The 26366-nt window shown below is 73.0% G+C and carries 25 protein-coding genes; 6 read left to right on the forward strand and 19 right to left on the reverse strand.

Translation table 11 applies throughout. The features are described 5' to 3' along the window. Position 1: 1 nt before the first annotated feature. The 6 genes from cimA to ABIB53_RS02245 all read right to left on the reverse strand — a co-directional run bounded on the left by cimA (position 2) and on the right by ABIB53_RS02245 (position 8236). Complete coding sequence (gene cimA / locus ABIB53_RS02220) at positions 2-1588, reverse strand: citramalate synthase (RefSeq protein ID WP_123093307.1); 1587 nt, start codon at positions 1586-1588, stop codon at positions 2-4. A gap of 368 nt (positions 1589-1956) precedes the next feature. Then, positions 1957-2754, reverse strand: coding sequence for an HAD family hydrolase (locus ABIB53_RS02225; RefSeq protein ID WP_354586953.1), 798 nt, complete (start codon positions 2752-2754; stop codon positions 1957-1959). A gap of 25 nt (positions 2755-2779) precedes the next feature. Next, complete coding sequence (locus tag ABIB53_RS02230; RefSeq protein WP_354586954.1) at positions 2780-3874, reverse strand: branched-chain amino acid aminotransferase; 1095 nt, start codon at positions 3872-3874, stop codon at positions 2780-2782. 114 nt (positions 3875-3988) lie between these two features. Continuing rightward, a complete protein-coding gene (locus tag ABIB53_RS02235) occupies positions 3989-5059 on the reverse strand; it encodes a 3-isopropylmalate dehydrogenase (protein ID WP_354586955.1) in 1071 nt (356 codons plus the stop codon). Between the two features lie 406 nt (positions 5060-5465). Next, positions 5466-7307 (reverse strand): dihydroxy-acid dehydratase, encoded by a 1842-nt coding sequence (gene ilvD / locus ABIB53_RS02240; protein ID WP_354586956.1) that lies wholly within the window; start codon positions 7305-7307, stop codon positions 5466-5468. Between the two features lie 434 nt (positions 7308-7741). Further along, the gene (locus ABIB53_RS02245; protein WP_224766977.1) at positions 7742-8236 is read right to left on the reverse strand and encodes a DedA family protein; all 495 of its coding nucleotides are present in this window, start codon (positions 8234-8236) and stop codon (positions 7742-7744) included. On the opposite strand from ABIB53_RS02245, the gene ABIB53_RS02250 reads away from it, so the two are divergent. Next, on the forward strand, positions 8235-8993 hold the full coding sequence (locus tag ABIB53_RS02250) for an SDR family oxidoreductase (protein ID WP_354586957.1): 759 nt from the start codon (positions 8235-8237) through the stop codon (positions 8991-8993). The genes ABIB53_RS02245 and ABIB53_RS02250 overlap by 2 nt on opposite strands. A 91-nt stretch (positions 8994-9084) precedes the next feature. On the opposite strand, the gene ilvC is transcribed toward ABIB53_RS02250, so the two are convergent. From ilvC to ABIB53_RS02265, 3 genes are all read right to left on the reverse strand, one after another. Beyond that, positions 9085-10110 (reverse strand): ketol-acid reductoisomerase, encoded by a 1026-nt coding sequence (ilvC, locus tag ABIB53_RS02255; RefSeq protein WP_068274492.1) that lies wholly within the window; start codon positions 10108-10110, stop codon positions 9085-9087. A 110-nt stretch (positions 10111-10220) separates the two neighbouring features. After that, the gene (ilvN, locus tag ABIB53_RS02260; protein ID WP_068274490.1) at positions 10221-10733 is read right to left on the reverse strand and encodes an acetolactate synthase small subunit; all 513 of its coding nucleotides are present in this window, start codon (positions 10731-10733) and stop codon (positions 10221-10223) included. Positions 10734-10743: 10 nt separating this feature from the next. Continuing rightward, positions 10744-12645, reverse strand: coding sequence for an acetolactate synthase large subunit (locus tag ABIB53_RS02265; protein WP_502914614.1), 1902 nt, complete (start codon positions 12643-12645; stop codon positions 10744-10746). Between the two features lie 281 nt (positions 12646-12926). Between ABIB53_RS02265 and ABIB53_RS02270 the strand changes: the two genes are divergently transcribed. Beyond that, positions 12927-13847 carry a GNAT family N-acetyltransferase gene (locus ABIB53_RS02270; protein WP_354586959.1) on the forward strand — a complete coding sequence of 307 codons (921 nt, stop codon included), beginning with the start codon at positions 12927-12929 and terminating at the stop codon, positions 13845-13847. Between the two features lie 86 nt (positions 13848-13933). On the opposite strand, the gene ABIB53_RS02275 is transcribed toward ABIB53_RS02270, so the two are convergent. The 3 genes from ABIB53_RS02275 to ABIB53_RS02285 form a co-directional block, all read right to left on the reverse strand. Next, entirely contained in the window at positions 13934-14383 is a 450-nt protein-coding gene (locus tag ABIB53_RS02275) for a DUF4189 domain-containing protein (RefSeq protein WP_123093316.1), read from the reverse strand. Between the two features lie 97 nt (positions 14384-14480). Further along, the gene (locus ABIB53_RS02280; protein ID WP_354586960.1) at positions 14481-15002 is read right to left on the reverse strand and encodes a SixA phosphatase family protein; all 522 of its coding nucleotides are present in this window, start codon (positions 15000-15002) and stop codon (positions 14481-14483) included. Positions 15003-15040: 38 nt separating this feature from the next. Further along, positions 15041-15961 (reverse strand): 2-hydroxyacid dehydrogenase, encoded by a 921-nt coding sequence (locus ABIB53_RS02285; RefSeq protein WP_354586961.1) that lies wholly within the window; start codon positions 15959-15961, stop codon positions 15041-15043. Between the two features lie 116 nt (positions 15962-16077). Between ABIB53_RS02285 and ABIB53_RS02290 the strand changes: the two genes are divergently transcribed. Continuing rightward, entirely contained in the window at positions 16078-16695 is a 618-nt protein-coding gene (locus ABIB53_RS02290) for a hypothetical protein (protein ID WP_123093319.1), read from the forward strand. A 66-nt stretch (positions 16696-16761) separates the two neighbouring features. Here ABIB53_RS02290 and gatB read toward each other — a convergent pair whose 3' ends face one another. The 5 genes from gatB to ABIB53_RS02315 form a co-directional block, all read right to left on the reverse strand. Further along, on the reverse strand, positions 16762-18315 hold the full coding sequence (gene gatB / locus ABIB53_RS02295) for an Asp-tRNA(Asn)/Glu-tRNA(Gln) amidotransferase subunit GatB (RefSeq protein WP_354586962.1): 1554 nt from the start codon (positions 18313-18315) through the stop codon (positions 16762-16764). A gap of 1 nt (position 18316) precedes the next feature. Next, positions 18317-19843: an Asp-tRNA(Asn)/Glu-tRNA(Gln) amidotransferase subunit GatA gene (gatA, locus tag ABIB53_RS02300; RefSeq protein WP_354586963.1), complete on the reverse strand. Its 1527-nt coding sequence runs from the start codon at positions 19841-19843 to the stop codon at positions 18317-18319. A 74-nt stretch (positions 19844-19917) separates the two neighbouring features. Further along, complete coding sequence (gene gatC, locus ABIB53_RS02305; protein ID WP_354586965.1) at positions 19918-20214, reverse strand: Asp-tRNA(Asn)/Glu-tRNA(Gln) amidotransferase subunit GatC; 297 nt, start codon at positions 20212-20214, stop codon at positions 19918-19920. A 208-nt stretch (positions 20215-20422) separates the two neighbouring features. After that, positions 20423-21223: a carbon-nitrogen hydrolase family protein gene (locus tag ABIB53_RS02310; protein WP_354586966.1), complete on the reverse strand. Its 801-nt coding sequence runs from the start codon at positions 21221-21223 to the stop codon at positions 20423-20425. Then, complete coding sequence (locus ABIB53_RS02315; protein WP_354586967.1) at positions 21216-21761, reverse strand: SRPBCC family protein; 546 nt, start codon at positions 21759-21761, stop codon at positions 21216-21218. Before ABIB53_RS02315 ends, ABIB53_RS02310 begins: the two co-directional genes overlap by 8 nt. A 30-nt stretch (positions 21762-21791) precedes the next feature. Between ABIB53_RS02315 and ABIB53_RS02320 the strand changes: the two genes are divergently transcribed. Together ABIB53_RS02320 and tpx are read left to right on the forward strand one after the other, a co-directional pair. Continuing rightward, positions 21792-22229: an HIT family protein gene (locus tag ABIB53_RS02320; protein ID WP_068274472.1), complete on the forward strand. Its 438-nt coding sequence runs from the start codon at positions 21792-21794 to the stop codon at positions 22227-22229. Between the two features lie 66 nt (positions 22230-22295). Then, positions 22296-22790, forward strand: coding sequence for a thiol peroxidase (tpx, locus tag ABIB53_RS02325; protein WP_068274468.1), 495 nt, complete (start codon positions 22296-22298; stop codon positions 22788-22790). Between the two features lie 124 nt (positions 22791-22914). Here the strand turns inward: tpx and ABIB53_RS02330 are convergent, their stop codons facing one another. Both ABIB53_RS02330 and ligA read right to left on the reverse strand, forming a co-directional pair. After that, entirely contained in the window at positions 22915-23364 is a 450-nt protein-coding gene (locus tag ABIB53_RS02330; protein ID WP_354586968.1) for a mycothiol transferase, read from the reverse strand. 5 nt (positions 23365-23369) lie between these two features. Then, complete coding sequence (ligA, locus tag ABIB53_RS02335) at positions 23370-25601, reverse strand: NAD-dependent DNA ligase LigA (protein WP_502914615.1); 2232 nt, start codon at positions 25599-25601, stop codon at positions 23370-23372. Positions 25602-25659: 58 nt separating this feature from the next. Here ligA and ABIB53_RS02340 point away from each other — a divergent pair, with 58 nt between their 5' ends. Further along, positions 25660-26271 (forward strand): hypothetical protein, encoded by a 612-nt coding sequence (locus ABIB53_RS02340; protein WP_354586969.1) that lies wholly within the window; start codon positions 25660-25662, stop codon positions 26269-26271. Positions 26272-26366: the final 95 nt, after the last annotated feature.

The raw sequence follows: 26366 nt of genomic DNA on the forward strand, positions 1-26366 counted from the left end.
CTCAGCGGACGGGGACGCCCCCGCGCATGAGCCCGAAGGTGATGCCGTCGAGCAGCGCCTGCCAGGACGCCTCGACGATGTTCGCGGCGACGCCGATGGTCGTCCAGGACGTCGTGCCGTCGCTCGTCTCGATGAGCACACGGGTCACCGCGTCGGTGCCGTGCGCGGCGTCGAGGATGCGCACCCGGTAGTCGATGAGCTCGAGCTGCTCGATCTCGGGGTAGACGACGACGAGCGCCTGGCGCAGCGCCTCGTCGAGCGCGTTCACGGGCCCGTTGCCCTCGCCGGTCGCGACGATCCGCCGCCCACCGGCGTGCACCTTGACCGTCGCCTCGGACAGCGCCTCGACGTCGGCCCCGCGCACGTCGGTGATCGCGCGCCACGACTCGACCTGCGCGTACTGCGTCGGACCGGCCCCCACCTCGCGGCGCAGCAGCAGCTCGAAGCTCGCGTCCGCCGCGTCGAAGGTGTACCCGCGCTGCTCGAGCGTCTTCACCCGCGCCAGCACGCGCGCGAGCGTCTCGTCCTCGCCGTCGAGGTCGACGCCGATCTCCCGGCTCTTCAGCTCGACGGTCGCCCGCCCGGCCATGTCGGAGACGAGCATCCTCATGTCGTTGCCGACGGCCTTGGGCTCGATGTGCTGGTAGAGGTCGGGGTCGACCTTGATCGCGCTCGCGTGCAGCCCCGCCTTGTGCGCGAAGGCTCCCGCCCCGACGTAGGGCTGCCGCGAGAAGGGCGGGTGGTTCGTCACCTCGCTGATGGCGTGCGCGATGCGCGTGGCGTCCTGGAGCCGGTAGGGCTCGACGAGGTCCATGCCGAGCTTGAGCTGGAGGTTCGCGACGACGGTGACGAGGTCGGCGTTGCCGGTGCGCTCGCCGTAGCCGTTGACGGTGCCCTGCACGTGCGTCGCGCCGGCCTCGACCGCCGCCATCGTGTTCGCGACCGCGCACCCAGTGTCGTTGTGGCAGTGGATGCCCAGACGTGCCCCCGTGCTGGCGATGACGTCGGCGACGGCGTCGTGCACCTGGCCCGGCAGCATCCCGCCGTTCGTGTCGCACAGGGCGACGACCTCGGCCCCGGCGTCGGAGGCCGCGCGCACGCAGGCGAGCGCGTACTCACGGTCGAGCAGGTACCCGTCGAAGAAGTGCTCGGTGTCGACCATGACGGTGCGGCCCTGCGCGACGAGGTGGCTCACCGTGTCGGTGATCATCGCGAGGTTCTCCTCGCGCGTCGTACGCAGCGCCCGCTCGACGTGGCCGACGTGCGACTTCGCGACGAGGGTGATGACGGGGGCGCCGGAGTCGAGCAGGCCCTGCACCTGCGGGTCGCTCGCGGCGGACCCCCCGGCCTTGCGGGTCGACCCGAAGGCGGCGAGCGTCGCGGTGCGCAGGTCGAGCTCGGTCGCGGCCCGGGCGAAGAACTCGGTGTCGGTCGGGTTGGCCCCGGGCCATCCCCCTTCGACATGGGTGACGCCGAGGTCGTCGAGGTGCCGCGCGATGACGAGCTTGTCCGCGACCGAGAGGTTGATCCCCTCCTGCTGGGCGCCGTCGCGCATCGTCGTGTCGTAGACGTGGAAGTCGGTGCTCATCTGTCCTCGGTCCGTCGGCGCCCGGGGATGGGCGAAGGGGGTGATCCCGCTCGTCGCGCCGGGTCCTGGCCGGGGGTGTGGCCTGGTCCTGGTCGCCGTCTCGGGGACTCCCCTGCTCCGCCCGAGACACGCAAAAGACCCCCCGGGTGCGGGAGGTCTGCGCGACGAGCGGGGCTCGTCGCGCCTAGGTAATAAGTCGGACCGCGGTGGCGGTCGTCGTCATCTCGGGCATCACCCCCACACCATGGCACCACCACGCCGACGGCGCGCGCCGGGGTCCGCATGGTGGGCACGTGTCGGCAGGCTAGGACGCTGCCCCGTGCGTACGGGGCAGCACCGGAGTCGCCGGACCAAGGGGTCTCGTGCGCTCAGCGCAGAAGCCGCTCGAGGGTGGCGGCCACGCCGTCGTCGTCGTTGCTCGCGACGCTCTCGTCGGCGAGCGCGGTAACCGCGGGGTGCGCGTTCGCCACGGCGAAGGCCCGTCCGGCGAAGCGCAGCATCGGCAGGTCGTTCGGCATGTCACCGAAGGCCCACACGTCATGGGCGTCGATCTCGAGCTCGGCGCACCACGCCTTGAGCGCGCTCGCCTTCGTCACCCCGGGGGCGGACATCTCGGCGAGCCCGCCCGCTCCCGAGTAGCTGAGGACGAGCCGGTCGGCGACGACCTCACCGGCCGCGACGAGGAACTCGTCGTCGGTGAGGTGCGGGTTGCGGGCGAGCAGCTTGCCCGCGCGCTCGTCGCCGAGCTCCTCGATGCGGTGGGTGCACACGAGGTCCTCGGGGTGGTCGTGGATCGCGGCGAACATCCGCTCGGCCGCCAGACCCCCGGCCCGCTCTGCCGCGAAGCCCGTGCCCGGCAGCTCGCGCCGCAGGTCGGCGACGACCTCGGCGAGCAGCTCGGGCTCGATCGTGCGCTCGGCGAAGACCCGCTGCTCGGCGACGTCGTAGCGGAAGGCGCCGTTGCCGCACACCGCGATCCCCCGCACGCCGACGACGTGGGCGAGCTCGTCGAGCCACCGGGGCGGACGGGCGGTGACGAGCACCGTCTCGACGCCCGCCGCCGCCACCGCCCGCAGCGCCCGGACGGAGCGGTCGGAGACCGTCCCGTCCGAGCGCAGCAGGGTCCCGTCGAGGTCGGTGGCGACGAGGCGGGGTCGGCGGGTCACGTCAGCGGCGGGGTCGGGGCGAGGCTCAGGCCAGCCGGGTGAGCCAGCCGCGCGTGTCCTCGGCGCGGCCGTACTGGATGTCGAGCAGGCGCGAGCGGATGGACCGGGTGACCTCGCCGCCCCCTTCGCCCGCGGTCGAGGCGGCCGAGCCGCCGTCCCACCGCAGCTCGCCGACGGGCGTGATGACTGCGGCTGTGCCGCACGCGAAGATCTCGGTGATCTCGCCGGAGGCGACTCCGTCCTTCCACTCCTCGATGGTGATCCGGTCCTCCTCGGGCTGGAGGTCGAGGTCCTTGGCGAGGGTGAGGATCGAGTCGCGGGTGATGCCCTCGAGGATCGAGCCCGTGAGCGCCGGGGTGCGCAGGCGCCCGTCCGAGGTGACGAAGAAGAGGTTCATCCCCCCGAGCTCTTCGATGTACGTGTGGGTCGCGGAGTCGAGGAAGACCGCCTGGTCGCAGCCGTGGTCGATGCCCTCGAGCTGACCGGCGAGCGAGGAGGCGTAGTTGCCGCCGCACTTCGCCGAGCCGGTGCCGCCCTCGCCCGCACGGGCGTAGTGCTCGCTGACCCAGAGCTTGACCGGCGTGAGCCCACCGGTGAAGTACGCGCCGGCCGGGGAGGCGATGACCGAGTAGGTGACCTCGTGGGCGGGGCGCACGCCGAGGAAGGCCTCGGAGGCGTACATGAAGGGGCGCAGGTACAGGCTCGTCTCGCCGGTGCCGTAGGCCGGGACCCACGCCTCGTCGGTGTCGACGAGGGCGCGCAGCGAGCCGACGAAGTCCTCCTCGGACAGCGTCGGCAGCGCCAGGCGCTGGGCCGAGCGCGCCATGCGCGCGGCGTTGGCCTCGGGGCGGAAGGTCCACACGGACCCGTCCTCGTGGCGGTAGGCCTTCATCCCCTCGAAGACCTCCTGCGCGTAGTGCAGGACCGCGGCGGCCGGGCTCATCGCGATGGGGCCGAAGGGGTGGACGCGACCGTCGTGCCAGCCCCCGTCACGAGTCCACGTCGCCGTGACCATGTGGTCGGTGAAGTGGTTGCCGAAGCCGGGGTCGGCGAGGATCGCCTCGCGCTCGGCGTCGCTGCGGGGGGACGGGTGCTGCTCGTGGGTGTAGGACAGCGTCATCGGTGCTCCTGACGTGGGTGTGCGTCTGCTCTGGGCAGACTAGCGGCGGGGGGTGAGGGCGCCGCACCGACGTCGGGCGGAGCCCGGTCGACGAAGGGGGTGACGGGGCGCGGGCTAGAGACGAGCGGCGACGGCGTCGCCGATCTCGCTCGTGCTGCGTACTCGGTCGCCACGCTCGGCGAGGTCGGCCGCGACGGCCGCCTCGACCCGCGCGGCCTCGTCGGCGCGGCCGACGTGGGCGAGCAGGAGGGAAGCGGAGAGGATCGCGGCGGTGGGGTCGGCCATGCCCTGGCCGGCGATGTCGGGCGCCGACCCGTGGACCGGCTCGAACATGCTCGGAGCGGCCCCGGTGGGGTTGATGTTGCCGCTCGCGGCGAGGCCGATGCCGCCGGCGACGGCCGCGGCGATGTCGGTGATGATGTCGCCGAAGAGGTTGTCGGTGACGATGACGTCGAAGCGGGCCGGGTCGGTCGCGAGGAAGATCGTCGCGGCGTCGACGTGCTGGTAAGCGGTCTCGACGTCGGGGAACTCGGCGCCGACCTCCTCGACCGTGCGACGCCAGAGGTGACCGGCGTTGGTGAGCACGTTGTGCTTGTGCACGAGGGTGAGGTGCTTGCGCGGGCGCGCCTGCGCGCGGGCGAAGGCGTCGCGCACGACCCGCTCGACGCCGAAGCGCGTGTTGACGCTCGTCTCGGTGGCGATCTCGTGGGGCGTGCCGACGCGCAGCGCACCGCCGTTGCCGACGTAGGGGCCCTCGGTACCCTCACGGACGACGACGAAGTCGAGGCCCTTGCTCGTCACGTGGTCGGCGAGGGGGCTCGTCACTCCGGGGTAGAGCTTGGCCGGGCGCAGGTTGACGTAGTGGTCGAGCGCGAAGCGCAGCGGCAGCAGCACGCCGCGCTCGAGGACGCCGGAGGGGACGCTCGGGTCGCCGATGGCGCCGAGCAGGATCGCGTCGTGCCCGCGAATCTCCTCGACGACCGAGTCGGGGAGGGTCTCGCCGGTGGCATGCCAGCGGGTCGCGCCGAGGTCGTAGTCGGTCGTGCTCGCGTCGACGCCGGTCGCGGAGAGCACCTTGAGCGCCTCGGTCACGACCTCCGGACCGATCCCGTCGCCCCCGATGACCGCGAGGTCGAGAGTGCCCGAGGAGGCCTGCGAAGGGGTGTCCACCTGCGTCTGCGTCATGCCCCCGAGGCTACGACGCAGTCCCGTGATGTGGACACCGTGTCCCACATAGCGGTCCAGCAAGAGCCGTGATGGTCGAGGTGCGAAGGCCGCCCAGACCTGAGCCTCGAGACCACCCGCCCAGCGAAGGGGTGGGTCTCGAGGCTCGCTGGCGCTCGCACCTCGACCAGCGAACGGACGGAGCGCAGGCGCGGGAGGGCTCGCGGAGCATCAAGCGGACCGGACCGCAGCCGAGGGCGCGCAGCGCCCGAGGCGGAGGGAGGACCAAGGCTCCGCGGGCCCTGCTGCGCCGGAGCGGCGGGTGGTCTCGAGGCTCGCTGGCGCTCGCACCTCGACCAGCGAGGGCGTGCAGGTGGTCTCGAGGCTCGCTGCTCGCACCTCGACCCGCGATCGGGGCGGGACGAGGTCAGTCGACGAGGCGGGCGGCGCCCTTGTCGGCGGACTGGGCGAACTTCGCGAAGATCTTCAGCGCCGGGGAGACGGGGCGGTCGCGGTCGACCGGGGTCCACCCCTTCGCGTCCTGCTCCTCGCGCCGGGCGGCGAGCTCCTCGTCGTCGACGAGCAGCTGGACCCGGCGGTTCGGGATGTCGAACTCGATGACGTCGCCGTCGCGGACCAGCCCGATGGCGCCGCCGGCAGCGGCCTCCGGAGAGACGTGGCCGACGGACAGGCCCGAGGAGCCCCCGGAGAAGCGACCGTCGGTGATGAGCGCGCACTTCGGTCCCAGGCCCACGCCCTTGAGGTACGAGGTCGGGTAGAGCATCTCCTGCATCCCCGGCCCCCCCTTCGGCCCCTCGTAGCGCACGACGACGACGTCGCCGGCCTGCACGCCGCCGGAGAGGATCATCGACACGGCGTCCTCCTGGCTCTCGGCGACGCGCGCCGGCCCGGAGAAGCTCCACTGGTGCTCGGGGACGCCCGCGGTCTTGACGATGCACCCGTCGGGGGCGAGGTTGCCGTGGAGGACCGCCAGGCCCCCTTCGCTGGTGAAGGCGTGCTCGACGGAGCGGATGCACCCGCTCTCGCCGTCGGTGTCCAGGCTCGTCCACCGGTTCGTCGAGCTGAAGGCCTCGGTCGTGCGCACGCCACCGGGGGCGGCGTGGAAGAGCTCGGTCGCCTTCGCCGTCGCGGCCCCGCTGCGGATGTCCCAGTCGGAGAGCCACTGCTCCAGCGAGGGCGAGTGGACCGCACGGACCTCGGTCTCGAGCATGCCGCCGCGGTGCAGCTCGCCGAGGATGGCGCTCACGCCGCCGGCGCGGTGCACGTCCTCCATGTAGTAGTCGGTGCTGTTCGGGGCGACCTTGACCAGGCACGGCGTGACCCGCGACAGCGCGTCGATGTCGTGCTGGTCGAAGTCGACTCCCGCCTCCTGGGCCGCGGCGAGCAGGTGCAGGATCGTGTTCGTCGAGCCGCCCATGGCGATGTCGAGGCGCATCGCGTTGGCGAAGGCGGGCTTGCCGGCGATCGAGCGCGGCAGGACCGACTCGTCGTCGCCGTCGTAGTAGTCGCGGCACAGGTCGACGACGAGGCGACCGGCGTCCAGGAAGAGCTCGCGGCGGGCCGCGGAGGTCGCCAGGGTCGAGCCGTTGCCCGGCAGCGAGAGCCCGAGCGCCTCGGTGAGGCAGTTCATCGAGTTCGCGGTGAACATCCCCGAGCACGACCCGCACGTCGGGCAGGCGGACTGCTCGATCTGGGTGATCTCCTCGTCGGAGACGGTGTCGTCGACCGACTTGATCATCGCGTCGATGAGGTCGAGACGCGTCGCGACCTCGCCGTCCTCGCCGATGACGGCCTTGCCGGCCTCCATCGGGCCGCCGGAGACGAAGACCGTCGGGATGTTGAGCCGCAGCGCGGCGAGGAGCATGCCGGGCGTGATCTTGTCGCAGTTGCTGATGCACACGAGGGCGTCGGCGCAGTGCGCGTTGACCATGTACTCGACGGAGTCGGCGATCACCTCACGGCTGGGCAGGCTGTAGAGCATGCCGGCGTGACCCATGGCGATGCCGTCGTCGACGGCGATGGTGTTGAACTCCTTGCCCACTCCCCCGGCCTCGGTGATGGCGCCGGCGACGAGCTGGCCCATGTCCTTGAGGTGCACGTGCCCGGGCACGAACTGGGTGAAGGAGTTGGCGATCGCGACGATCGGCTTGCCGAAGTCGCCCTCGCCCATGCCGGTCGCGCGCCACAGCGCGCGGGCTCCCGCCATGTTGCGGCCGTGGGTCGTGGTGCGGGATCGCAGCTGGGGCATGTCGTCAAACCTAGTTCTCGTGGTGCGGTGGGCGAAGGGGTGTCCCGTCGAGCGGGCGAAGGGGTGACCCGTCCAGCGGGCGAAGGGGTGACCCGTCCAGCGGGCGGAGACGGACGCAGCCGCCACGGGATCCGTGGCGGCTGCGTCGTCGCGAGGGGGGCAGGCTCAGTCGTCGCTGCCCTGGTCGCGGCGGTCCATGCTCTCCTGCAGCGCGCGGCGCGCCTGCGTGGCCTCGTCACTCATGACGTGCTCCTGACGGTGGTGCGTACGTGGGCGGCGACGGCGCGGTCCCCGGTGGGGGTGCGCGGACGTGGGATGTGCGGGGTCTCCGCCGGCCCGGTCACGTCGCCTGCGTCGAGGCTACGCCTGCGATGTCCACGTCGTGGACCCCGTGTCCAGCAGGTGGACGTGACGGTCGTCTCGTCGTGACGCGGTCAGCGAGCGCGGCGGCGCAGCGCACGGCCGGCGAGCACGACGGCCACCGCGACGACGACGGCCCCGAGGAGCCACCACGAGCCCCGACCGAGCGCTGCCTCGATGACCGCGAAGCCGATCGTCGTGTAGACCGTCGCCCACAGGGTCGCACCGACGACGAGCGCCGGGGCGAAGCGGGACAGCGGCATGCGCATCGCCCCCGCGCTGAGGTTGATCGCGCTCTGCAGCCCGACGGTGAGGAAGCCCAGGCTCACGGCGGGCGGGCCGACCCGGCGCACGAGACGCTCGGCCCGGGCCATCGTCGGCCCCGGCCGGTCGGCGCCGGAGCGGCGCGCAGCCGCCGAGCGGGCGCCCCGACCGATCGCGTAGGTGGCCGACCCGCGCACCAGGGCCGCGACGAGGAGGACGACGAAGGCCAGGCCCACGGGCCAGTCGCGCATCATCTCCTCCACCCGGCCACGGTACGTCGTGGGCTCGGGCATGCTGACGGGCATGCGCGTCGTCGTCACCGGAGGGCTCGGCGCCCTCGGCAGCCAGGTCGTCCACCACCTCGAGCAGGACGGCCACGAGGCCGTCGTCGCCAGCCGGCGCACCGGCGTCGACCTCGAGGCCGGCACCGGTCTCGACCCTCTCCTCTCGGGCGCGGACGCGGTGGTCCACACCGCCGACACGACGCGCCCGCGGCGGTGGCGCTCGATGACGGTCGGCGGGACGCAGGCGGTGCTCGACGCGGCCCGCCGGGCGGGCACCCCGCACGTCGTGACGATCTCGATCGTCGGCTGCGAGCGGGTGCCCTACCCCTACTACCGGGCCAAGCGCACGGCCGACGAGCTCGTCCTCGCCTCCGGCCTGCCCGCGACGGTCGTGCGGGCGACGCAGTTCCACCCCTTCGCCGCCCAGATCGGGCGCGCGCTGCGCCTCGGGCCGCTCGCGCTCGGCGTGCGCGGGATGCGGGTGCAGCCCGTGGAGCTGTCGTGGGTCGGGCGGCGGATGGCGCAGCTGGCGACCGGGGAGGCACCGGACGGCCCGCGGCCGGGCCCTGACCTCGCCGGTCCCGACGTGCTCGACCTCGGCGAGGTCGAGCGGCTGCTCGCCGCGCACGACGGGCGGCGCCCGCCCCGGTTCCTCGCGCTGCCGCCCCTCGGGGCGACGATGCGCGCCTTCGGGCCGCAGGGCGGCATCCTCGCCGGCGCGGACGCCGAGGTGGGCGGCACCCCCTTCGCGACCTGGCTCACCGCGCAGCCCCGCTGACTCCCCCCGTGACGCGCTACCGCCCCGTACCGGTCGTCATCACGACCAGTACGGGGCGGTAGCCGGCGTCGTCGGCGGCGCCGAAGGGGGGTCAGCGCGCGGCCGAGCCCTCGGTGTAGTCGTCGTCGCTCTGCTTCCACGCGAAGTGGGCGCGCAGGTCCTTGCCGGTGGCCTCGATGGGGTGACCGGCCTCCTGCTCGCGCAGGCGGGCGAACTCGACGGCACCCTTGTCCTGGTCGTCGATGAAGCGCTGGGCGAAGGTGCCGTCCTGGATGTCGGCGAGGATGCCGCGCATCGACTCCTTGACCCGGTCGTCGACGACGCGCGGGCCCGAGACGTAGTCGCCGTACTCGGCGGTGTCGGAGATCGACCAGCGCTGCTTGGCGATGCCGCCCTCCCACATGAGGTCGACGATGAGCTTGAGCTCGTGGAGCACCTCGAAGTAGGCGATCTCCGGCTGGTAGCCCGCCTCGGTGAGGGTCTCGAAGCCGGCCTGCACGAGGTGGCTCATGCCACCGCACAGCACGGCCTGCTCGCCGAAGAGGTCGGTCTCGGTCTCCTCGGTGAAGGTCGTCTTGATGACGCCGGCGCGGGTGCCGCCGATGCCCTTGGCGTAGGACTTCGCGAGGTCCCAGGCGCTGCCCGAGGCGTCCTGCTCGACGGCGATGATGTCGGGGATGCCGCGGCCGGCGACGTACTCACGACGCACGGTGTGGCCCGGTGCCTTGGGCGCGACGAGGATGACGTCGACCCCCTTCGGCGGCTGGATGTAGCCGAAGCGGATGTTGAAGCCGTGGCCGAAGACGAGGGCGTCGCCCTCGGTCAGGCCCGGCTCGATGTCCTGCGCGTAGACGTGACGCTGCACCTGGTCGGGGGTGAGGATGACGATGACGTCGGCCTCCTCCACCGCCTCGGCCGGGGTGACGACCCGCAGGCCCTCGTCCTGCGCCTTCGCGCGGCTCTTGCTGCCCTCCTGGAGGCCGACGCGGACGTCGACGCCGGAGTCGCGCAGGTTGAGCGCGTGGGCGTGGCCCTGCGAGCCGTAGCCGATGACGGCCACCTTGCGCCCCTGGATGATCGACAGGTCCGCGTCGTCGTCGTAGTACATCTCGGCCATTGGTGGGCCTCTCCTTCAGCTTCGGTGTGGTTCGGTCTGGGGTGCGGGTGACGGGCGGGGCCCGCCACCCGATGGGCCGGCGATGCCCGTCGGTCAGTGCCGTCTGATGATCAGTGCCGCCCGCCGCGGTCGGTGATCGAGCGTCCGCCACGGCCGATGGCGACCATGCCGGACTTGACGATCTCCTTGACGCCGTACGGGTCGAGGATCTCGAGCATCGCGCGGTGCTTCTCGGCGTTGCCCGTCGACTCGATGGTCAGGGCGTCGGCGGTGACGTCGAGGATGCGCGCCTTGAAGAGCTGGGTGGTCTCGAGGATCGCGCTGCGGCTGCTCGCGTCCGCGCGGACCTTGACGAGGAGCAGCTCGCGGTCGACGGAGGCGAGCGGGTCGAGCTCGACGACCTTGAGCACCTCGACGAGCTTGTTGAGCTGCTTGGTCACCTGCTCCAGCGGCAGCTGCTCGACCTCGACGACGACGGTCATCCGCGACACGTCGGGCTGCTCGGTCGGACCGACGGCGAGGCTGTCGATGTTGAAGCCGCGCCGCGAGAAGAGCGCGGAGATGCGGGCGAGGACGCCGGGCTTGTCCTGGACGAGGACCGACAGGGTGTGCTTGCTGCTCATGCTCGGCTCCTCACGCGTCCTGGTCGGCGGCGGTCTGGCTGCTGTGGTCGGCGTCGGTCGACTGCTCGACGGCGTCGGAGTCCTCGCGGTCCCACTGGGGCGCGGCGTCGCGGGCGATCTGGATCGCGTCGTTGCTCACCCCGGCGGGCACCATCGGCCACACCATCGCGTCGCGCTCGACGACGAAGTCGACGACGACCGGGCGGTCGTTGATCGCCATCGCCTGGCGGATCGTCTCCTCGACGTCCTCCGGGCGCTCGCAGCGCAGCCCGACGCACCCGTAGGCGTCGGCGAGCTTGACGAAGTCGGGCACCCGGCTGCCGACCGAGGTGTGCAGGTCGGTGTTGGAGTAACGCTTGTCGTAGAAGAGCGACTGCCACTGCCGGACCATGCCCAGGCTCGAGTTGTTGATGATCGCGACCTTGATCGGGATGTCGTTGATGACGCAGGTCGCGAGCTCCTGGTTGGTCATCTGGAAGCAGCCGTCGCCGTCGATCGCCCACACGACGCGGTCGGGCTGGCCGACCTTCGCGCCCATGGCGGCCGGCACGGAGTAGCCCATCGTCCCGGCGCCGCCGGAGTTGAGCCAGCTGCCGGGGCGCTCGTAGTCGATGAACTGAGCGGCCCACATCTGGTGCTGGCCCACGCCCGCGGCGTAGACGGCCTCGGGGCCGGCGATGCGCCCGATCGTCTCGATGACGAGCTGGGGGGCGAGGGCGCCCGGGTCCTCGCTCGGGGTGTAGCCGACCGGGTAGCTGCGTGCCCAGCCCTGGGTGCGGCGCACCCAGCCCGACAGGTCGGGGCGGGGGGCGTCGGAGGCGGCGACGGCGGCGGTGAGCTCGGCGATGATCGCCTTCGCGTCACCGACGATCGGGACGTCGGCGATGCGGTTCTTGCCGATCTCGGCCGGGTCGATGTCGGCGTGGATGACCTTCGCGTCCGGGGCGAAGGAGCTCAGCTGGCCGGTGACCCGGTCGTCGAAGCGGGCACCGAGGGTGATGAGCAGGTCGGAGCGCTGGAGCGCGGTCACCGCGGCGACCGACCCGTGCATGCCCGGCATGCCGAGGTGCAGCGGGTGCTGGTCGGGGAAGGCGCCGCGCGCCATGAGGGTCGTGACGACGGGGATGCCGGTCGCCTCGACGAGCGCGGCGAGCTCCTCGTGGGCCCCGGCGCGGATGACGCCGCCGCCGACGTAGAGCACGGGCTGACGGCTGGCCGCGATGAGCTTGGCCGCCTCGCGGATCTGCTTCGCGTGCGGCTTGGTCACCGGGTGGTAGCCGGGCAGGTCGACCTGCGGGGGCCAGGCGAAGGTGGTGCGGGCCTGCAGGGCGTCCTTGGCGATGTCGACGAGGACCGGGCCGGGTCGGCCGGTGCTCGCGACGTGGAAGGCCTCGGCGATGACGCGCGGGATCTCCGCGGCGTCGGTCACGAGGTAGTTGTGCTTGGTGATCGGCATGGTGATGCCGCGGATGTCGGCCTCCTGGAAGGCGTCCGTCCCGATCGCGGCCGAGGCCACCTGACCGGTGATGGCGACCATCGGCACGGAGTCCATGTAGGCGTCGGCGATGGCCGTGACGAGGTTCGTCGCGCCCGGGCCGGAGGTGGCCATGCACACGCCGACCTTGCCGGTCGCAGTCGCGTAGCCCTCGGCGGCGTGGCCGGCGCCCTGCTCGTGGCGCACGAGGATGTGGCGGACCTTCACCGAGTCCATGAGCGGGTCGTAGGCCGGGAGGATCGCACCGCCGGGGATGCCGAAGACGACCTCCGCACCGACCGACTCGAGCGAGAGCACGAGGCTCTGGGCGCCCGTCACCGGGACGGGGGCAGGGGGGTGCGCGGCCTGCGCCTGACGAGCGATGCTCGCCGGGCTGGGTGCAGGCGGCGTCGACGACTGGGTCGCGCTGTCGCTCACGGCTTGGCTCCACTTCTCGTGTCGGTCCGGACCATCATCCGCCCCATGAAAAAACCCTCCAGTCCTGGGGCGAGGACATGAAGGGCGCGCGCTGCGGTCGAGCGAGTCGCTCAGGCAGCGCGCCGGTGAAGTACGAGGGTGATGGCCACGGGAGCACTGTCCTCCCGGCCTCGCCGCGGTGTCAAACTTCGAGACAGAGGGGACCACATCGTGGACAAGTGGAGGCGAAGGGGGACCGATAACCGGGTGACAGGGGCGGGCGGGTGCGCCAGCCTTCGGGGATGGACGCCTCCCCCACCCTCGACGTCGACCTGCCCGAGGGCCTCGCCGCCCGCCCCTTCACCGCGGCGGACGTCTCCCCCTTCGTCACGCTCGTCCGGGCGACCGAGGCGCTCGACGCCGGCGAGGCGCTCATCGAGGACGCGGACGTCTCGGCCGAGTGGCGCGGGCCGAGCCTCGACCTCGCGCGCCGCTCGATCGGGGTCTACCGCGACGAGACGCTCGTCGCCGGGGGCTTCCTGCGGCCGAGCGACACCGGCCTGCTCGCCGTGCACCCCGACCACCGCGGTCAGGGCATCGGGACCGCCCTGCTCGCCTGGGCCCGTCGCACGGCGGCGCGCGACGGCGGCACCACCCACGGGCAGAGCGTGCCCGTCGGCAGCACCGCCGAGGAGCTCCTCGTCGACGCGGGCGGGCGCGCGACCTACGACGCGTGGATCCTCGAGCTGCCCGCCGACAGCCCGGTGCCGACGGGTGCGCCGAGCGGCTACGAGCTCGGGCTGGCCCGGGCCGAGGAGCTGCCCGACGTGCACCGGGTCGTCGAGACCGCCTTCGGCGAGTGGGAGGGGCGCCGGCCGGTCGGCTACGAGGACTGGAGCGCGTTCTTCGTCGAGCGTGACGACGCCGCGCCGTGGCACCTGCAGGTGGCGCGCGACGGGTCCGGCCAGGTGGTCGGCGTCGCGATCGTCACCGGGGCCGAGGGCGACGTCGCCTTCGTCCACGAGCTCGCCGTCGACCGGGAGCACCGCGGGCGCGGGCTCGGCGCGGCGCTGCTCGGGGCGGCCTACGCGGCCGGCCGGGAGCGCGGGCTGCCCGTCGGGCAGCTGTCGACCGACTCGCGCACCGGGGCGCTCGGCCTCTACGAGCACATCGGGATGCACGTCACCTCGACGTGGCGTCACCTCGAGCTCGACGCCGGCTGACCCGCCACGTACAGCAGCGACGGCCGACCGTGAGGTCGACCGCCGCTGCTCGTCAGGTCACGCAGACCGTGGTGTCGATGCGTTGCTCAGTAGTAGCGCGTCGTGCACAGGTAAATGCGGGTCTTGACCGTGCCGGCAGAGGAGCTGCCCTGGGCCTGGCGCTGGGCCTCGCGGACGGCAGGCCACTTCGCGAAGTCGGTGCCGTAGCCGTAGCGGACCGGACGGTTCTTGCTGTCGTACTTCACCGCGACGGCGGCGCAGCCGTTGCGGACGGCGACGATGTTCTTGCAGTAGCCGTCGTTGCTCGAGTATTGCGTGTTCTTCTTGCAACGGTTGAGCGCGTACTGCTTCGCCAGGGTCGAGCTGCCGTAGTCGTTGATGTAGCCGACGTCGAGCGTGCGGGTGTTCATCGCGATCGCGCCGTAGTAGACGCGGCGGCTCTCGTCGCTCGGCGCCGAGGTGGAGGGCAGGGCGGTCGCGGCGGTCAGGCCCACGGCGGCGAGGGCGACAGCAGCGCCCCGGATCATCGTCTTCATGTTCACTTTCTTCCCCTGTGACGTGGTGCGGCCGGTCGCCGCACACGGAGGCTATCGGCTGGGGGACCCGGCGACGACGGGGAGCACTCCCCGCTCGTCACGGGGTGCGGAAGTCCTCGAGCGAGGCCGCGCCGAAGCTGAGGTCGCTCCACTGCCCCTGGTAGCGCAGCACCGCCGCAGCACCGGGAGGGAAGCCGAGCGAGAGCGCCTCGTGCGCCGCGTCGGCGCCCTCGCCGTCGGCGAGCAGGCTCACCGCGGCCGGCACGGTCGGCGCGTGACCGACGACGAGGACGAGCTCGGCGTCCGGTGTCGACTCGCGCAGCACCTGCAGGACGTCGTCGACCTCGCCCTCGTAGAGCCGCCGCTCGACCTGCACCTCGGCCTCGGAGCAGCCGCCGCAGGCGATCGCCTCGACGGTCTGCCGGGCGCGGGCGGCAGGCGAGGTGATGACCTCGTCGCACCCCATGCCGTGCGCCCGCAGCCAGCGCCCGAAGTCCTCGGCGCGCTCCTGCCCCTGCTCGGTGAGGGCCCGCTCGGCGTCCTGGCCTCCTGGCGGGGCAGCGGCCGCCTCGGCGTGACGCACCAGCACGATCGTCTTGGACTCCGCTGCCCGTGTCATGGCGCTAGTCAACTCTCATCGGGGCCTGCTCGCCAGGGTCAGCCGTGCCCCACGACGTTGATCGGGTCCTCACCGGCGCCGAGAGCGCGCAGCTGCTCGCGCAGCAGACGCACCCCGCGGGGCCGGAAGGCGGTGCTCATCCCGCCGACGTGCGGCGTGACGAGCACGCCCGGCGCGGACCACAGCGGGTGGTCGGCGGGCAGCGGCTCGGGGTCGGTGACGTCGAGCGCGAAGGAGATCCTCCCCGCCTGGCGCAGCACCGCGTCGGTGTCGAGGACGGGCCCGCGGGCGACGTTGACGACGAGGGCGCCGTCGGGCAGCGCGCCGAGCAGCTCATCACCGAGCAGGCCCGCCGTGGCGTCGGTCAGCGGCACGATGACGACGACGACGTCGTGCTGCGGCAGCAGCTCGGGCAGCTCGTCGACGCCGTGCACGCTGTCGACGAGCTCGTCGCCGGCGCGGGCCCGAGAGGCCACCGCGGTGACCGAGACCTCGAAGGGGGCGAGCCGCCGGGTGATCGCGCGGCCGATCGAGCCGTAGCCGAGGAGCAGGACCCGGCTGTCGGCGAGCGAGCGGCGCTCGCGGCGGTGGGCGGTCCAGCTGCCGCTCGTCATGTCGCGGGCCGCGTCGTCGATGCCGCGCAGGGAGGCCAGGGCCAGACCCACGGCGAGCTCCGCGGTCGAGTCGTCGTGGACCCCCGCGCCGTTGGCCAGCGCCACCCCCTTCGGCAGGACGGGAAGGACGTCCTCGTACCCGGCGGAGAAGAGCTGGACGAGGCGGACCGACGGCTTCTGCGCGACCGGCTCGACGCTGCGCGCGCCGCCCATGTACGGCGCGACGAAGACCTCGACGTCCTCGTCGGGCACCGGGCCCTCCGGGTCCCAGACGACGGGCGTGATCCCGTCGACCGGGCCGACGTCGTCGAGCCAGAACTGGTCGGGGAAGGAGACGGTCACCATGGCGGCGAGTCTAGGTTGAGTACTTCTGCTCATGGACAGCGCGGGCCTGTGGTGGGTCCCTATGAGGACGGCGCTGGAGCCGTCGGCGCCGACGAGCACGAGAGCAGGGACCCATCATGCACCGACAGCGTCATCTCGCCCGCTCCGCGGCCGTCCTCGCAGGGGCGGCCCTCCTCGCCGCGGCGAGCGCCGTGCCGAGCAGCGCCGCCCCGGACCCGCGGGGCGCCGGGCGCGACATCACCCCGACGACCGACCACCGCTACGCGACGAGCTGGGTCGTGCTCGGCGGGGGCTTTCAGAACGAGTTCGGCCCGCCGATCCGGGGCAACCGCCACCAGGTCAAGCTGACGACGGACAACGGCGTCGTCAGCGGGTCGATGCGCTCCTACTACTGCCCGGCCGGCGCGAGCGTCAGCCCGACGTGGGCGTCGTCGCGGTGCGTGCACCGTCAGACGATGACCTTCGAGAACTTCGAGCGGCAGAAGGTCGGCCGGGTCAGCTCGACCGGCCTCTCTGCGAAGCAGGAGGGCCTCATCGTCGGGCGCCGCGGCACCGATCGCTGGCCGATCGAGCCGGACTTCACCCTCTACGCCAGCGGACCGGTGACCGACGACGGCGACGGGACCTTCTACTCCTTCTGGCGCGAGGCGACCGTCTCCGGCTCGTTGTCCGGCCGCCCGATCCTCACCGGCGCGAAGCAGGAGGGCTACATCGGCGGCTACGGACCGGCCTGACCGCGAGGACGCGCGAAGGGGGCCGCCCGGGTGATCCCGGGCGGCCCCCTTCGGGCGCTGCGTCGCTCAGGCGCCGAGGCGGGAGAGGATGATCTCGCGGGCCCGGCCCGCGTCGGCCTGGCCGCGCATCTCCTTCATCACCTGGCCGATGAGCGCGCCGGCGGCCTGCACCTTGCCGGCGCGGATCTTGTCGGCGATGTCGGGGTTGGCGGCGATGACGGTGTCGACGGCCGCCTCGAGCGCACCGTCGTCCTGGACGAGCTCGAGGCCCCGGGCGTCGGCGACCTGGGTCGGTCCCCCTTCGCCGTCGAGGACGCCCTCGAGGACCTGTCGGGCCATCTTGTCGTTGAGGCGACCGGAGGCGACGAGCGACTCGAGCTCGGCGACGTGCGCCGGGAGCAGACCGACCTGACCGGCGTAGGTCACGAGGTCGACCCCCTCGCCGTTGGCCCGGCGGGACGGCTCGCCGAGCCACCACTTGCGGGCCGCCTGCGGGGTCGCACCCGCCGCGACGGTCGCCTCGACGATCTCGAGCGCGCCGGCGTTGAGGACGTCGCGCATCTCGAGGTCGGAGTAGCCCCACTGCTCCTGCAGGCGCTTGCGGCGCTGGGCCGGCGGCTCGGGCAGGGTGCCGCGCAGCTGCTCGACCCACGCGTCGTCGGGGGCGACGGGCACGAGGTCGGGCTCGGGGAAGTAGCGGTAGTCCTCGGCGTCGGACTTCTCGCGGCCCGAGGTCGTCATGCCGGTGTCCTCGTGCCAGTGACGCGTCTCCTGCACGATCGAGCCGCCGGACTCGAGCACCGCCGCGTGGCGGCAGATCTCGTAGCGCACGGCGCGCTCGACGGAGCGCAGCGAGTTGACGTTCTTGGTCTCCGAGCGGGTGCCGAGCGGCACGGCGAGCTGCTCGGTCGAGCGGGCGTCGTCGCCGGCCTTCGCGCGCAGCGAGAGGTTGACGTCGCAGCGCATCGAGCCCTGCTCCATCTTCACGTCCGAGACGTCGAGGGCGCGCAGGAGGTCGCGCAGCGCGGCGACGTAGGCGCGGGCCACCTCGGGCGCGCGCTCCCCCGCACCGACGAGCGGCTTGGTGACGATCTCGATGAGGGGGATACCGGCGCGGTTGTAGTCGACGAGCGAGTACTCGGCACCGTGGATGCGACCGGTGGAGCCGCCGACGTGCCAGCTCTTGCCGGTGTCCTCCTCCATGTGCGCACGCTCGATCTCGACGCGGTAGACCTCGCCGCCGTCGAGCTCGACGTCGAGGTAGCCGTCGAAGCAGATCGGCTCGTCGTACTGCGAGGTCTGGAAGTTCTTCGGCATGTCCGGGTAGAAGTAGTTCTTCCGGGCGAAGCGGCTCCACGGCGCGATGGAGCAGTGCAGCGCCAGACCGATCCGGATCGCCGACTCGACGGCCGTGGCGTTGACGACCGGCAGGGCGCCGGGCAGGCCGAGGCAGACCGGGCAGACCTGGGTGTTGGGCTCGGCGCCGAAGGTCGTCGCGCAGCCGCAGAACATCTTCGTCGCGGTGCCGAGCTCGACGTGGACCTCGAGGCCCATGACCGGGTCGTAGACGCCGAGGGCCTCGTCGTAGCCGAGGACGGCGTCGGCGCGGGTGGTGCTCATCTCAGGCTCCCTGGGTGGTGGTCGTGCCGGTCAGGGCCGGGGCGCGGTCGAGGAGGTGGCCGCCCCACTGCGCGACGAGACGCTGCTCGAGCGCGGCGCCGACGGAGTACAGGCGGTCGTCGGCCATGGCGGGCGCGAGCACCTGCAGACCGGCGGGCAGGCCGTCCTCGTCGGCCAGGCCGCTCGGCAGGGACATGCCCGGCAGACCGGCGAGGTTGGCGGGGATCGTCGCGATGTCGCCGCGGTACATCGCCATCGGGTCGTCGGTCTTCTCGCCGAAGCGGAAGGCCGTCGTCGGGGCGGTGGGGCTGACGAGGACGTCGGCGCTCTCGAAGGCCTTCGCGAAGTCGTCGGCGATGAGGCGGCGCACCTTCTGGGCGCTGCCGTAGTACGCGTCGTAGTAGCCCGAGGACAGGGCGTAGGTGCCCAGGATGATGCGGCGCTTGACCTCGTCGCCGAAGCCGGCGTCACGGCTGGCCGCCATGACCTGCTCGGCGGAGGGGGCCTGGACCCCCTTCGGGCCGACGCGCAGGCCGTAGCGCATGGCGTCGAACTTCGCGAGGTTGCTGCTCGCCTCGCTCGGGAGGATGAGGTAGTAGGCGGCGAGCGCGTAGGTGAAGCTCGGGCACGAGACCTCGACGACCTCGGCCCCGGCGTCGACGAGGTGCTGGACGGCCTCGTCGAAGCGGGCCTGGACGCCGGGCTGGAAGCCCTCGCCGGTGAGCTCGCGGATGATGCCGATGCGCATGCCGGAGACGTCGGCGTGCTCGGCGGCAGCGACGACCGCGGGCACCGGGGCGTCGATCGACGTCGAGTCCATCGGGTCGTGACCGGCCATGACCTCGTGGAGCAGCGCGGTGTCGAGGACGGTGCGGGCGCACGGGCCGGCCTGGTCGAGCGAGGAGGCGAGCGCGACGAGGCCGTAGCGCGAGACCCCTCCGTACGTCGGCTTGACCCCGACGCTGCCGGTGACGGCGGCCGGCTGGCGGATCGAGCCACCGGTGTCGGTGCCCGTCGCGAGCGGCGCCTGGAAGGAGGCGACGACGGCGCTCGAGCCGCCGCCGGACCCGCCGGGCACGCGCTCGAGGTCCCAGGGGTTGCGGGTGACGCCGTACGCGGAGTGCTCGGTGGACGAGCCCATCGCGAACTCGTCCATGTTCGTCTTGCCGAGGATCGGCAGGCCCGCGTCCTTGAGTCGGCGCACGACGGTCGCGTCGTACGGCGGCTCCCAGCCCTTGAGCATCCGGCTGCCGCACGTCGTCGGCATGCCGATCGTCGTCATGACGTCCTTGACCGCGATCGGGACGCCGGCGAGACGGTGGAGGGACTCCCCCTTCGCCCGGCGGTCGTCGACCTGCTGGGCCTGCTCCATCGCCACCGCGCCGGCGACGTGGAGGTAGGCGTGCACCGACTCGTCGACGGCGTCGATGCGGTCGAGGTGGGCGCGGGTCGCCTCGACGGAGGAGATCTCTCCGGAGGCGAGGGAGTCGGCCAGGGCGGCGGCGGTCAGCCGGGTGATGTCGCTCAAGTTCGGTCCTTCGGGGCGGGTGTCGCGGCGGGCTCGGGGTGCGAAGGGGGCGTGGCCGCCCCCGTCGGCGGCGCTCAGTCCTCGGCGAGGATGCGCGGGACGGAGAAGCGCTGCTCCTCGGCCAGCGGGGCGGCGGCGAGCGCCTGCTCCGGCGTGAGGGAGGGGCGGACCTCGTCGGGGCGGGTGACGTTGACGAGCGGCATCGGGTGGCTCATCGGCTCGACGCCCTCGGTGGGCGCCTGCTGCACCTGCGCGACGTGGCTGAGCACGGTGTCGAGGTCGCTGACGAGCCGGTCCAGCTCCTGCGGCTCGAGCTCGATCCGGGCCAGGGAGGCGAGGTGGGCGACGTCGTCGCGGGTGAGGTCGGACATGGCGGCCAGTCTACGGACCGCTGCGCGTGGCCCGTCCACCTCCCGGCGGCCTGCGACCCGGGGCCGGGACGACGAGGCCGCGGCCCCCTTCGCCGTGCCGCGACCGGGCAGCCCGGTCGTGACCGGGCAACCCCGGGCCGACCGAGACATACCTCGGCCCACGAAGGGTTGCCCGGTCACCGCTGGGCTTCCCGGTGGACGCAGGCGGTCAGAGGATGGGGACGCGACGGCGGGTGGCGGCGACCGGGGCGGGGTCGAGATCGGCGACGAGCATCCCCGGGGCGGCGTCGAGCCGGGAGCGGACCGCGCCGGTCGGGTCGGCGAGGACCGAGCGCCCGATGCCGAAGGGGCCGTCGCCGGACTGCGGGGTCCAGGCCTGGCCGACGCCGAGGAGCCAGGCCTGCGCGTCGTGGGCGCGGGCCTGGGTGAGCAGGTCCCACTGGTCGGCCTTGCCGGGGCCGTCGCCCCACGACGCCGGCAGGACGACGAGCTCGCTGCCCCGCCGGCCGAGCTCGGTGAAGTGGTCGGCGAAGCGGACGTCGAAGCACGTCGCCAGCCCGACGGTCCAGCCGTCGACCTGCGCCGTGACGACCGCGTCGCCCGCGGCGACGGTGTCGGACTCGCGGGAGTCGAAGGCGTCGAAGAGGTGGATCTTGCGATAGCTCGCCTCCTCGACCCCGGCGCCGGTGAGCAGGAGCGTGTTGTGCACCCGGTGCCGCACCTGGCCGTCGACCTCGACGTCGTCGGCAGGGGTGAAGAGCCCGACGACCGCGACGACGCCGTGGTCGGCCGCGGCCCGGCGCACCCCGTCGGCGAAGGGGCCGTCGAGCGGCTCCGCGGCGGTGTCGAGCCGCCGGCTGAAGGGCGCCATCGTCGCCTCGGGGAAGACGACGAGACGTGCCCCGGCCTCGGCCGCTCGCCGCACGCCGTCGACGACCTGCGCGAGGTTGTCCTCGACGTCGTGCGACGCGACGAGCTGGACGCCGGCGACGCGCATCGGGTCAGGCACGCGACTCCCCCTTCGCGCTCTCCTGCGCCTCGAGCGCCGCGCGGGCCTCGAGGTCGGCGCGCGCGACGAAGACGACCTGCTCGTCGCGGCACGCGGCGGCGAAGGCGTCGATCCGCTTGCGGATCTCGCGCCCGAGGAGCCACTGCCCGGTCGTCACGCCGATGCGGCGGAACCACGGCGGGCCGACGACGTCGTAGGTGTACTTCCACACCGCGCGGGTGCCGTCACCCTCGGGCGTGAAGCGCCACCCCCCGCCGAAGCGGGAGAAGAAGGGCGGGCCGCTCACCATCGTCATCCCGACCGACGTCGGCGGGCGCCACGACACGTACTCGCTGACCATCGTCGGGCTGATCGGGCCGAGGAAGGCCGACCGGGTGAAGGTCCGCACGCCGGTCGCCGGGTGCTGCGCCCCGTCGAGGAAGTGCTGCTCGCGGATGAAGGGGTCCCACCCACGGCGGATCGCGCCGTGGGTCTGCGAGACCGCGAAGGCCAGCTCGGGCGGGACGGGCACGTGGACGTCGGCGCTCACCTGGGGCATGACCCCACCGTAGGCCCCTAGGGTGGCGCCATGGCCACGCTCTTCAGCCAGATCATCGCCGGCGAGATCCCCGGGCGCTTCGTGTGGGCCGACGACGTGTGCGTCGTCATGCTCACCATCGAGCCGCTCACCGACGGGCACTGCATGGTCGTGCCGCGCGCCGAGCTCGAGCAGTGGACCGACGCCGACGAGCAGACCTGGGCCCACCTCCAGCGGGTGGCGATGGCCGTCGGTCGGGCGCAGCAGGCCGAGTGGGAGGCGCCGCGGGTCGGGATGCTCCTCGAGGGCTTCCTCGTGCCGCACCTCCACGTGCACGTGTGGCCCGCGTGGTCGCCCGCGGACGTCGAGCCGCACTCGCCGATGCGTGATGTGCCCGACGACCGCTTCGAGTCGGCGGCGCAGCGTCTGCGGGAGCGGCTGCGGGCCGACGGGCACGGCGAGCACGTCGTGGGCCCTGGACCGCTCTGACCCGCCCGGTGCCGCCAGGCGGACCCCGGCGTGACATCAGGGCTCGTCGTGGGGTTGGCTGGGCTCATGGCTAACACCGCACTCAAGGGCAACCGCGTCACGACCGTCGGCGAGCTCCCCGCCGCCCGCACGAAGGCCCCGGCCTTCGAGCTCGTCGGCGAGGGCCTCGCGCCGCTCACCTCCGGCGACCTCACCGGCCGCGTCGTGCTCAACATCTTCCCGAGCGTCGACACCGGCATCTGCGCGCAGAGCGTGCGCACCTTCAACGAGCGCGCCGTCGACCTCACCGACACCACGGTCGTCAACGTCAGCAAGGACCTCCCCTTCGCGCAGGCCCGCTTCTGCGGCGCCGAGGGCATCGACAAGGTGAAGATGGGCTCGGCCTTCCGCTCCTCCTTCGGCGAGGACTACGGCGTGACCCTCACCGACGGCCCGATGGCCGGGCTGCTCGCCCGCGCGGTCGTCGTGCTCGACGCGGACGGCACCGTCCTGCACAGCCAGCTCGTCCCCGAGATCGGCCAGGAGCCCGACTACGACGCGGCCATCGCCTCGCTCGGCTGACCCTCCCCCTCCAGACCCCGAGAGCCGCGTCGTCGCACCAGACGGCGCGGCTCTCGCACGTCGTGGGCGAAGGGGGGACAGCCCGGGCGTCGTCGACCCCGCCAGCCGGCGGGCCGGCAGCAGGTCAGGACCGCAGCAGGTCGACGGTGAGGTCGACGTGGCCGAGGTGCTGGAAGAGCTCCTCGACGACGTGCAGCGCGACGAACTCCTGGGTGATGACCTCGGGGTCGCCGTCGTCGCGCGGGGCGGGCCCGCGGGGGGCCGCCTCGGGCTCGAAGCCGCCGAGGTCGTCGACCCAGCGTCGACGCTGGGCGGCGACGAGCTCCTCGAGCTGGGCGAGCGTGCCGGTGGCGGTGAACTCGCTCGCGCGGTCACGGCTGATGGTGCGCCCCGCGATGGCCTCGCCGCCCCAGCGCTCCATGACCCCGCAGCAGTGGACGACGAGCGCGTAGACGCTGTTGGCCCCCTCGACGTCGGGGCGGGTGCTCAGCAGCTCGTCACCGAGGTCCTCGGCCCGGCCGAGCATCTTCACCAGGGCCGTGTCGACGTACCACTGGACGCTCTCGCGGGTCACGCCGCTCACTGCTCCCCCGCCGAGCTCTCGTCCTGCTCCACGTCTCCTTCGCCCTCGTCCTCGCGGCTGTCCTCGGTGGCGAAGGCCGCGACCGTGCCCGTCTCGAGCAGCTCGCGGAACTGCTCCTCGTCGAGGATGCGCAGCCCGAGGTCCTCGGCCTTCGTCGCCTTCGACCCGGCGTTCTCGCCGACGACGACCCAGTCGGTCTTCTTGCTCACCGAGCCCGACGCCTTGCCCCCACGGGAGAGGATCGCCTCCTTCGTCTCGTCGCGGCTGAAGCCCTCGAGCGAGCCGGTGACGACGACGGTGAGGCCCTCGAGCGTGCGCGGCGTGGACTCGTCGCGCTCGTCCTCCATCCGCACCCCGGCCGCCGCCCAGCGGTCGACGATCTGGCCGTGCCACGAGGCACCCGGCCCGTCGAACCACTCACGCACCGAGTCGGCGATCGTCGGGCCGACGCCGTCGACGGCCGCGAGCTGCTCCTCGCTGGCCTCGCGGATGGCGCTCATCGACCCGAAGTGCTGGGCGAGCGCGCGCGCCGCGGTCGGACCGACGTGGCGGATCGACAGGGCGACGAGCACGCGCCACAGCGGCTGCTGCTTGGCCTGCTCGAGGTTGGCGGCGAGCCGCGCGCCGTTGGCCGACAGCACGCGCCCGTCGACGACCGCCTCGGGCGGGTCGGACTTCTTGGCCGCCCGTGTGTAGAGCGGCACCCGGGCGACGTCCTCGTCGGTGAGGTCGAAGAGGGTCGACTCGTCGGCGAGGACCCCGGCGTCGAGCAGGCTGATCGCGCCCTCCCAGCCGAGCGCCTCGATGTCGAGCGCCCCGCGCCCGGCGAGGCTGAAGAGCCGCTCGCGCAGCTGGCTGGGGCAGGACCGCGCGTTGGGGCAGCGGATGTCCTTGTCGCCCTCCTTCTGCGGGGCGAGGCGCGTGCCGCAGGACGGGCAGTGCGTCGGCATCTCGAACTCGCGCTCGCTGCCGTCGCGCAGCTCGGCCACCGGGCCGAGGATCTCGGGGATGACGTCGCCGGCCTTGCGCAGGACGACGGTGTCGCCGATGAGCACGCCCTTGCGGCGCACCTCGTGCGCGTTGTGCAGGGTGGCCATCGAGACCGTGGACCCGGCGACGGTCACCGGCTCCATGACGCCGAAGGGGGTGACCCGCCCGGTCCGGCCGACGTTGACCTGGATGTCGAGCAGGCGGGTGTTGACCTCCTCGGGCGCGTACTTGTACGCGATGGCCCAGCGGGGCGCGCGCGACGTCGAGCCGAGCCGCCGCTGCAGCGCGATCTCGTCGACCTTGACGACGACCCCGTCGATCTCGTGCTCGTAGTCGTGCCGACGCCGCTCGACCTCGGCGATGAAGTCGGTGACCTCGTCCATCGAGCCGAGCACCCGGTAGTGCGTCGAGGTCGGCAGGCCCCACGCCTGCATGAGCTCGTACGCGTGGCTCTGGCTGTCGATCTCGAAGCCCTCGCGCCGGCCCGTGCCGTGGACGAGCATGTGCAGCGGCCGCGACGCGGTGACCCGCGGGTCCTTCTGCCGCAGCGAGCCGGCGGCGGAGTTGCGCGGGTTGGCGAAGGGGGCCTTGCCCGCCTCGACGAGCCCGGCGTTGAGCTCGGCGAAGCCCTCGAGCGGGAAGAAGACCTCGCCGCGGATCTCGACGAGGTCGGGCACCGGGGCGTCGCCGCCCTCGAGGCGCTCGGGGACGTCGGCGATGGTCCGCACGTTCATCGTCACGTCCTCGCCGGTGCGCCCGTCGCCGCGGGTGAGCGCCCGGGTGAGGCGCCCCCCTTCGTAGAGGAGGTTCACGGCCAGGCCGTCGATCTTCAGCTCGCACAGGTAGTGCACGTCCGAGCCGACCTCGCGCTCGACGCGGGCGGCCCACTCCTGCATCTCCTGCGCGCTGACGGCGTTGTCGAGGCTGAGCATGCGCTCGAGGTGGTCGACGGCGGTGAAGTCGGTGGAGAAGATCGCCCCGCCGACACGCTGCGTCGGGCTCTCGGGGGTGCGCAGCGAGGGGTGCGCCTCCTCGATCTCCTGCAGCCGCCGGATGAGCCGGTCGTACTCGCCGTCGCTGATCGTCGGCGCGTCGCGCACGTGGTAGGCGAACTGCGCCGCCGTCGCCTGGTCGGCCAGCTCGCTCCACTCCTCGCGCAGGGCGTCGGGCACCTGGTCCGGGGTCTCCGGGGTGTGCTCGGCGGCGGCGTCGCCGGAGGTCTCGGGGATCTCGCTCACCCGCCAATCCTGCCGCACCGCACCGACAGCGCGACGCGGGCAGTGCGACGATGTCGCCATGGACGAGACGCCCCGCACGCACGACGCCCGGGTCGACCTCGGGCGTCCGGAGACCGGGCGGGCGGCCCTGCGCTGGGGTCTCGCCGCCCTCTGGCTGCTCGTCTGCGTCGTCATGATCCTGCGGGCCTTCCTCACGACCCGCTCGCCCGGCGTCGGCGCCTTCGTCCAGGTGGCCGTCTTCGCGGCGCTCGCCACCCCCGCGGGCAACCTCCTCGCCGCCGCGTGGCGCGCCCGGACGAACCCCACGACCGTCGAGAAGGTGGGCGACGACCTCGTCATCACCTCACCCGCCTTCCTCACCGACGCCCTCGTGGTCCCGGTCGAGGACGTCGCCGAGGTCCGACACGGGCAGGTCGGCCCTCCCGGCGAGACGAAGGGGTGGCCCGCGCTGAGCGCGGGGCCCGACCCCGAGGTCGGGCTGCTCCTCGCCCGGCCGACCGCTCTCCCCGCACGCGAGCCGGCGCCCTGGACCGGCCACGAGATGCCGCGACGCCAGCGTCTCGCCGTCGCCGTCCTCATGACCTCGTCCGACCCGCGCACCGCCGCCGAGGCGATCGGCGCGCTCGTCGGGGTGCCCGCCGTGGAGGTTCGAGACGCACGGGTCTCCTGACCGGCGGACCCCCCTTCGCCGGACAACCCCCGGACCCGCTCTTCCGCTGAGGGGCTCGGCGGGTGATCATGGGGGCTCCCGCCGACCTACCGAGG

The organism is Janibacter sp. UYMM211, from assembly GCF_040547045.1.
Classification (GTDB): domain Bacteria; phylum Actinomycetota; class Actinomycetes; order Actinomycetales; family Dermatophilaceae; genus Marihabitans; species Marihabitans melonis.

What these genes read in the sequence shown, in the direction of transcription:
- cimA (WP_123093307.1), bottom strand. Translation starts at nt 1,588, where the DNA reads ATGAGCACCGACTTCCACGTCTACGACACGACGATGCGCGACGGCGCC.
- ABIB53_RS02230 (WP_354586954.1), bottom strand. Translation starts at nt 3,874, where the DNA reads ATGACGCTGTCCTACACCCACGAGCAGCACCCGTCCCCCCGCAGCGAC.
- ABIB53_RS02235 (WP_354586955.1), bottom strand. Translation starts at nt 5,059, where the DNA reads ATGACGCAGACGCAGGTGGACACCCCTTCGCAGGCCTCCTCGGGCACT.
- ilvD (WP_354586956.1), bottom strand. Translation starts at nt 7,307, where the DNA reads ATGCCCCAGCTGCGATCCCGCACCACGACCCACGGCCGCAACATGGCG.
- ABIB53_RS02250 (WP_354586957.1), top strand. Translation starts at nt 8,235, where the DNA reads ATGCGCGTCGTCGTCACCGGAGGGCTCGGCGCCCTCGGCAGCCAGGTC.
- ABIB53_RS02245 (WP_224766977.1), bottom strand. Translation starts at nt 8,236, where the DNA reads ATGCCCGTCAGCATGCCCGAGCCCACGACGTACCGTGGCCGGGTGGAG.
- ilvC (WP_068274492.1), bottom strand. Translation starts at nt 10,110, where the DNA reads ATGGCCGAGATGTACTACGACGACGACGCGGACCTGTCGATCATCCAG.
- ilvN (WP_068274490.1), bottom strand. Translation starts at nt 10,733, where the DNA reads ATGAGCAGCAAGCACACCCTGTCGGTCCTCGTCCAGGACAAGCCCGGC.
- ABIB53_RS02270 (WP_354586959.1), top strand. Translation starts at nt 12,927, where the DNA reads ATGGACGCCTCCCCCACCCTCGACGTCGACCTGCCCGAGGGCCTCGCC.
- ABIB53_RS02275 (WP_123093316.1), bottom strand. Translation starts at nt 14,383, where the DNA reads ATGAAGACGATGATCCGGGGCGCTGCTGTCGCCCTCGCCGCCGTGGGC.
- ABIB53_RS02280 (WP_354586960.1), bottom strand. Translation starts at nt 15,002, where the DNA reads ATGACACGGGCAGCGGAGTCCAAGACGATCGTGCTGGTGCGTCACGCC.
- ABIB53_RS02285 (WP_354586961.1), bottom strand. Translation starts at nt 15,961, where the DNA reads ATGGTGACCGTCTCCTTCCCCGACCAGTTCTGGCTCGACGACGTCGGC.
- ABIB53_RS02290 (WP_123093319.1), top strand. Translation starts at nt 16,078, where the DNA reads ATGCACCGACAGCGTCATCTCGCCCGCTCCGCGGCCGTCCTCGCAGGG.
- gatB (WP_354586962.1), bottom strand. Translation starts at nt 18,315, where the DNA reads ATGAGCACCACCCGCGCCGACGCCGTCCTCGGCTACGACGAGGCCCTC.
- gatC (WP_354586965.1), bottom strand. Translation starts at nt 20,214, where the DNA reads ATGTCCGACCTCACCCGCGACGACGTCGCCCACCTCGCCTCCCTGGCC.
- ABIB53_RS02315 (WP_354586967.1), bottom strand. Translation starts at nt 21,761, where the DNA reads ATGCCCCAGGTGAGCGCCGACGTCCACGTGCCCGTCCCGCCCGAGCTG.
- ABIB53_RS02320 (WP_068274472.1), top strand. Translation starts at nt 21,792, where the DNA reads ATGGCCACGCTCTTCAGCCAGATCATCGCCGGCGAGATCCCCGGGCGC.
- tpx (WP_068274468.1), top strand. Translation starts at nt 22,296, where the DNA reads ATGGCTAACACCGCACTCAAGGGCAACCGCGTCACGACCGTCGGCGAG.
- ABIB53_RS02340 (WP_354586969.1), top strand. Translation starts at nt 25,660, where the DNA reads ATGGACGAGACGCCCCGCACGCACGACGCCCGGGTCGACCTCGGGCGT.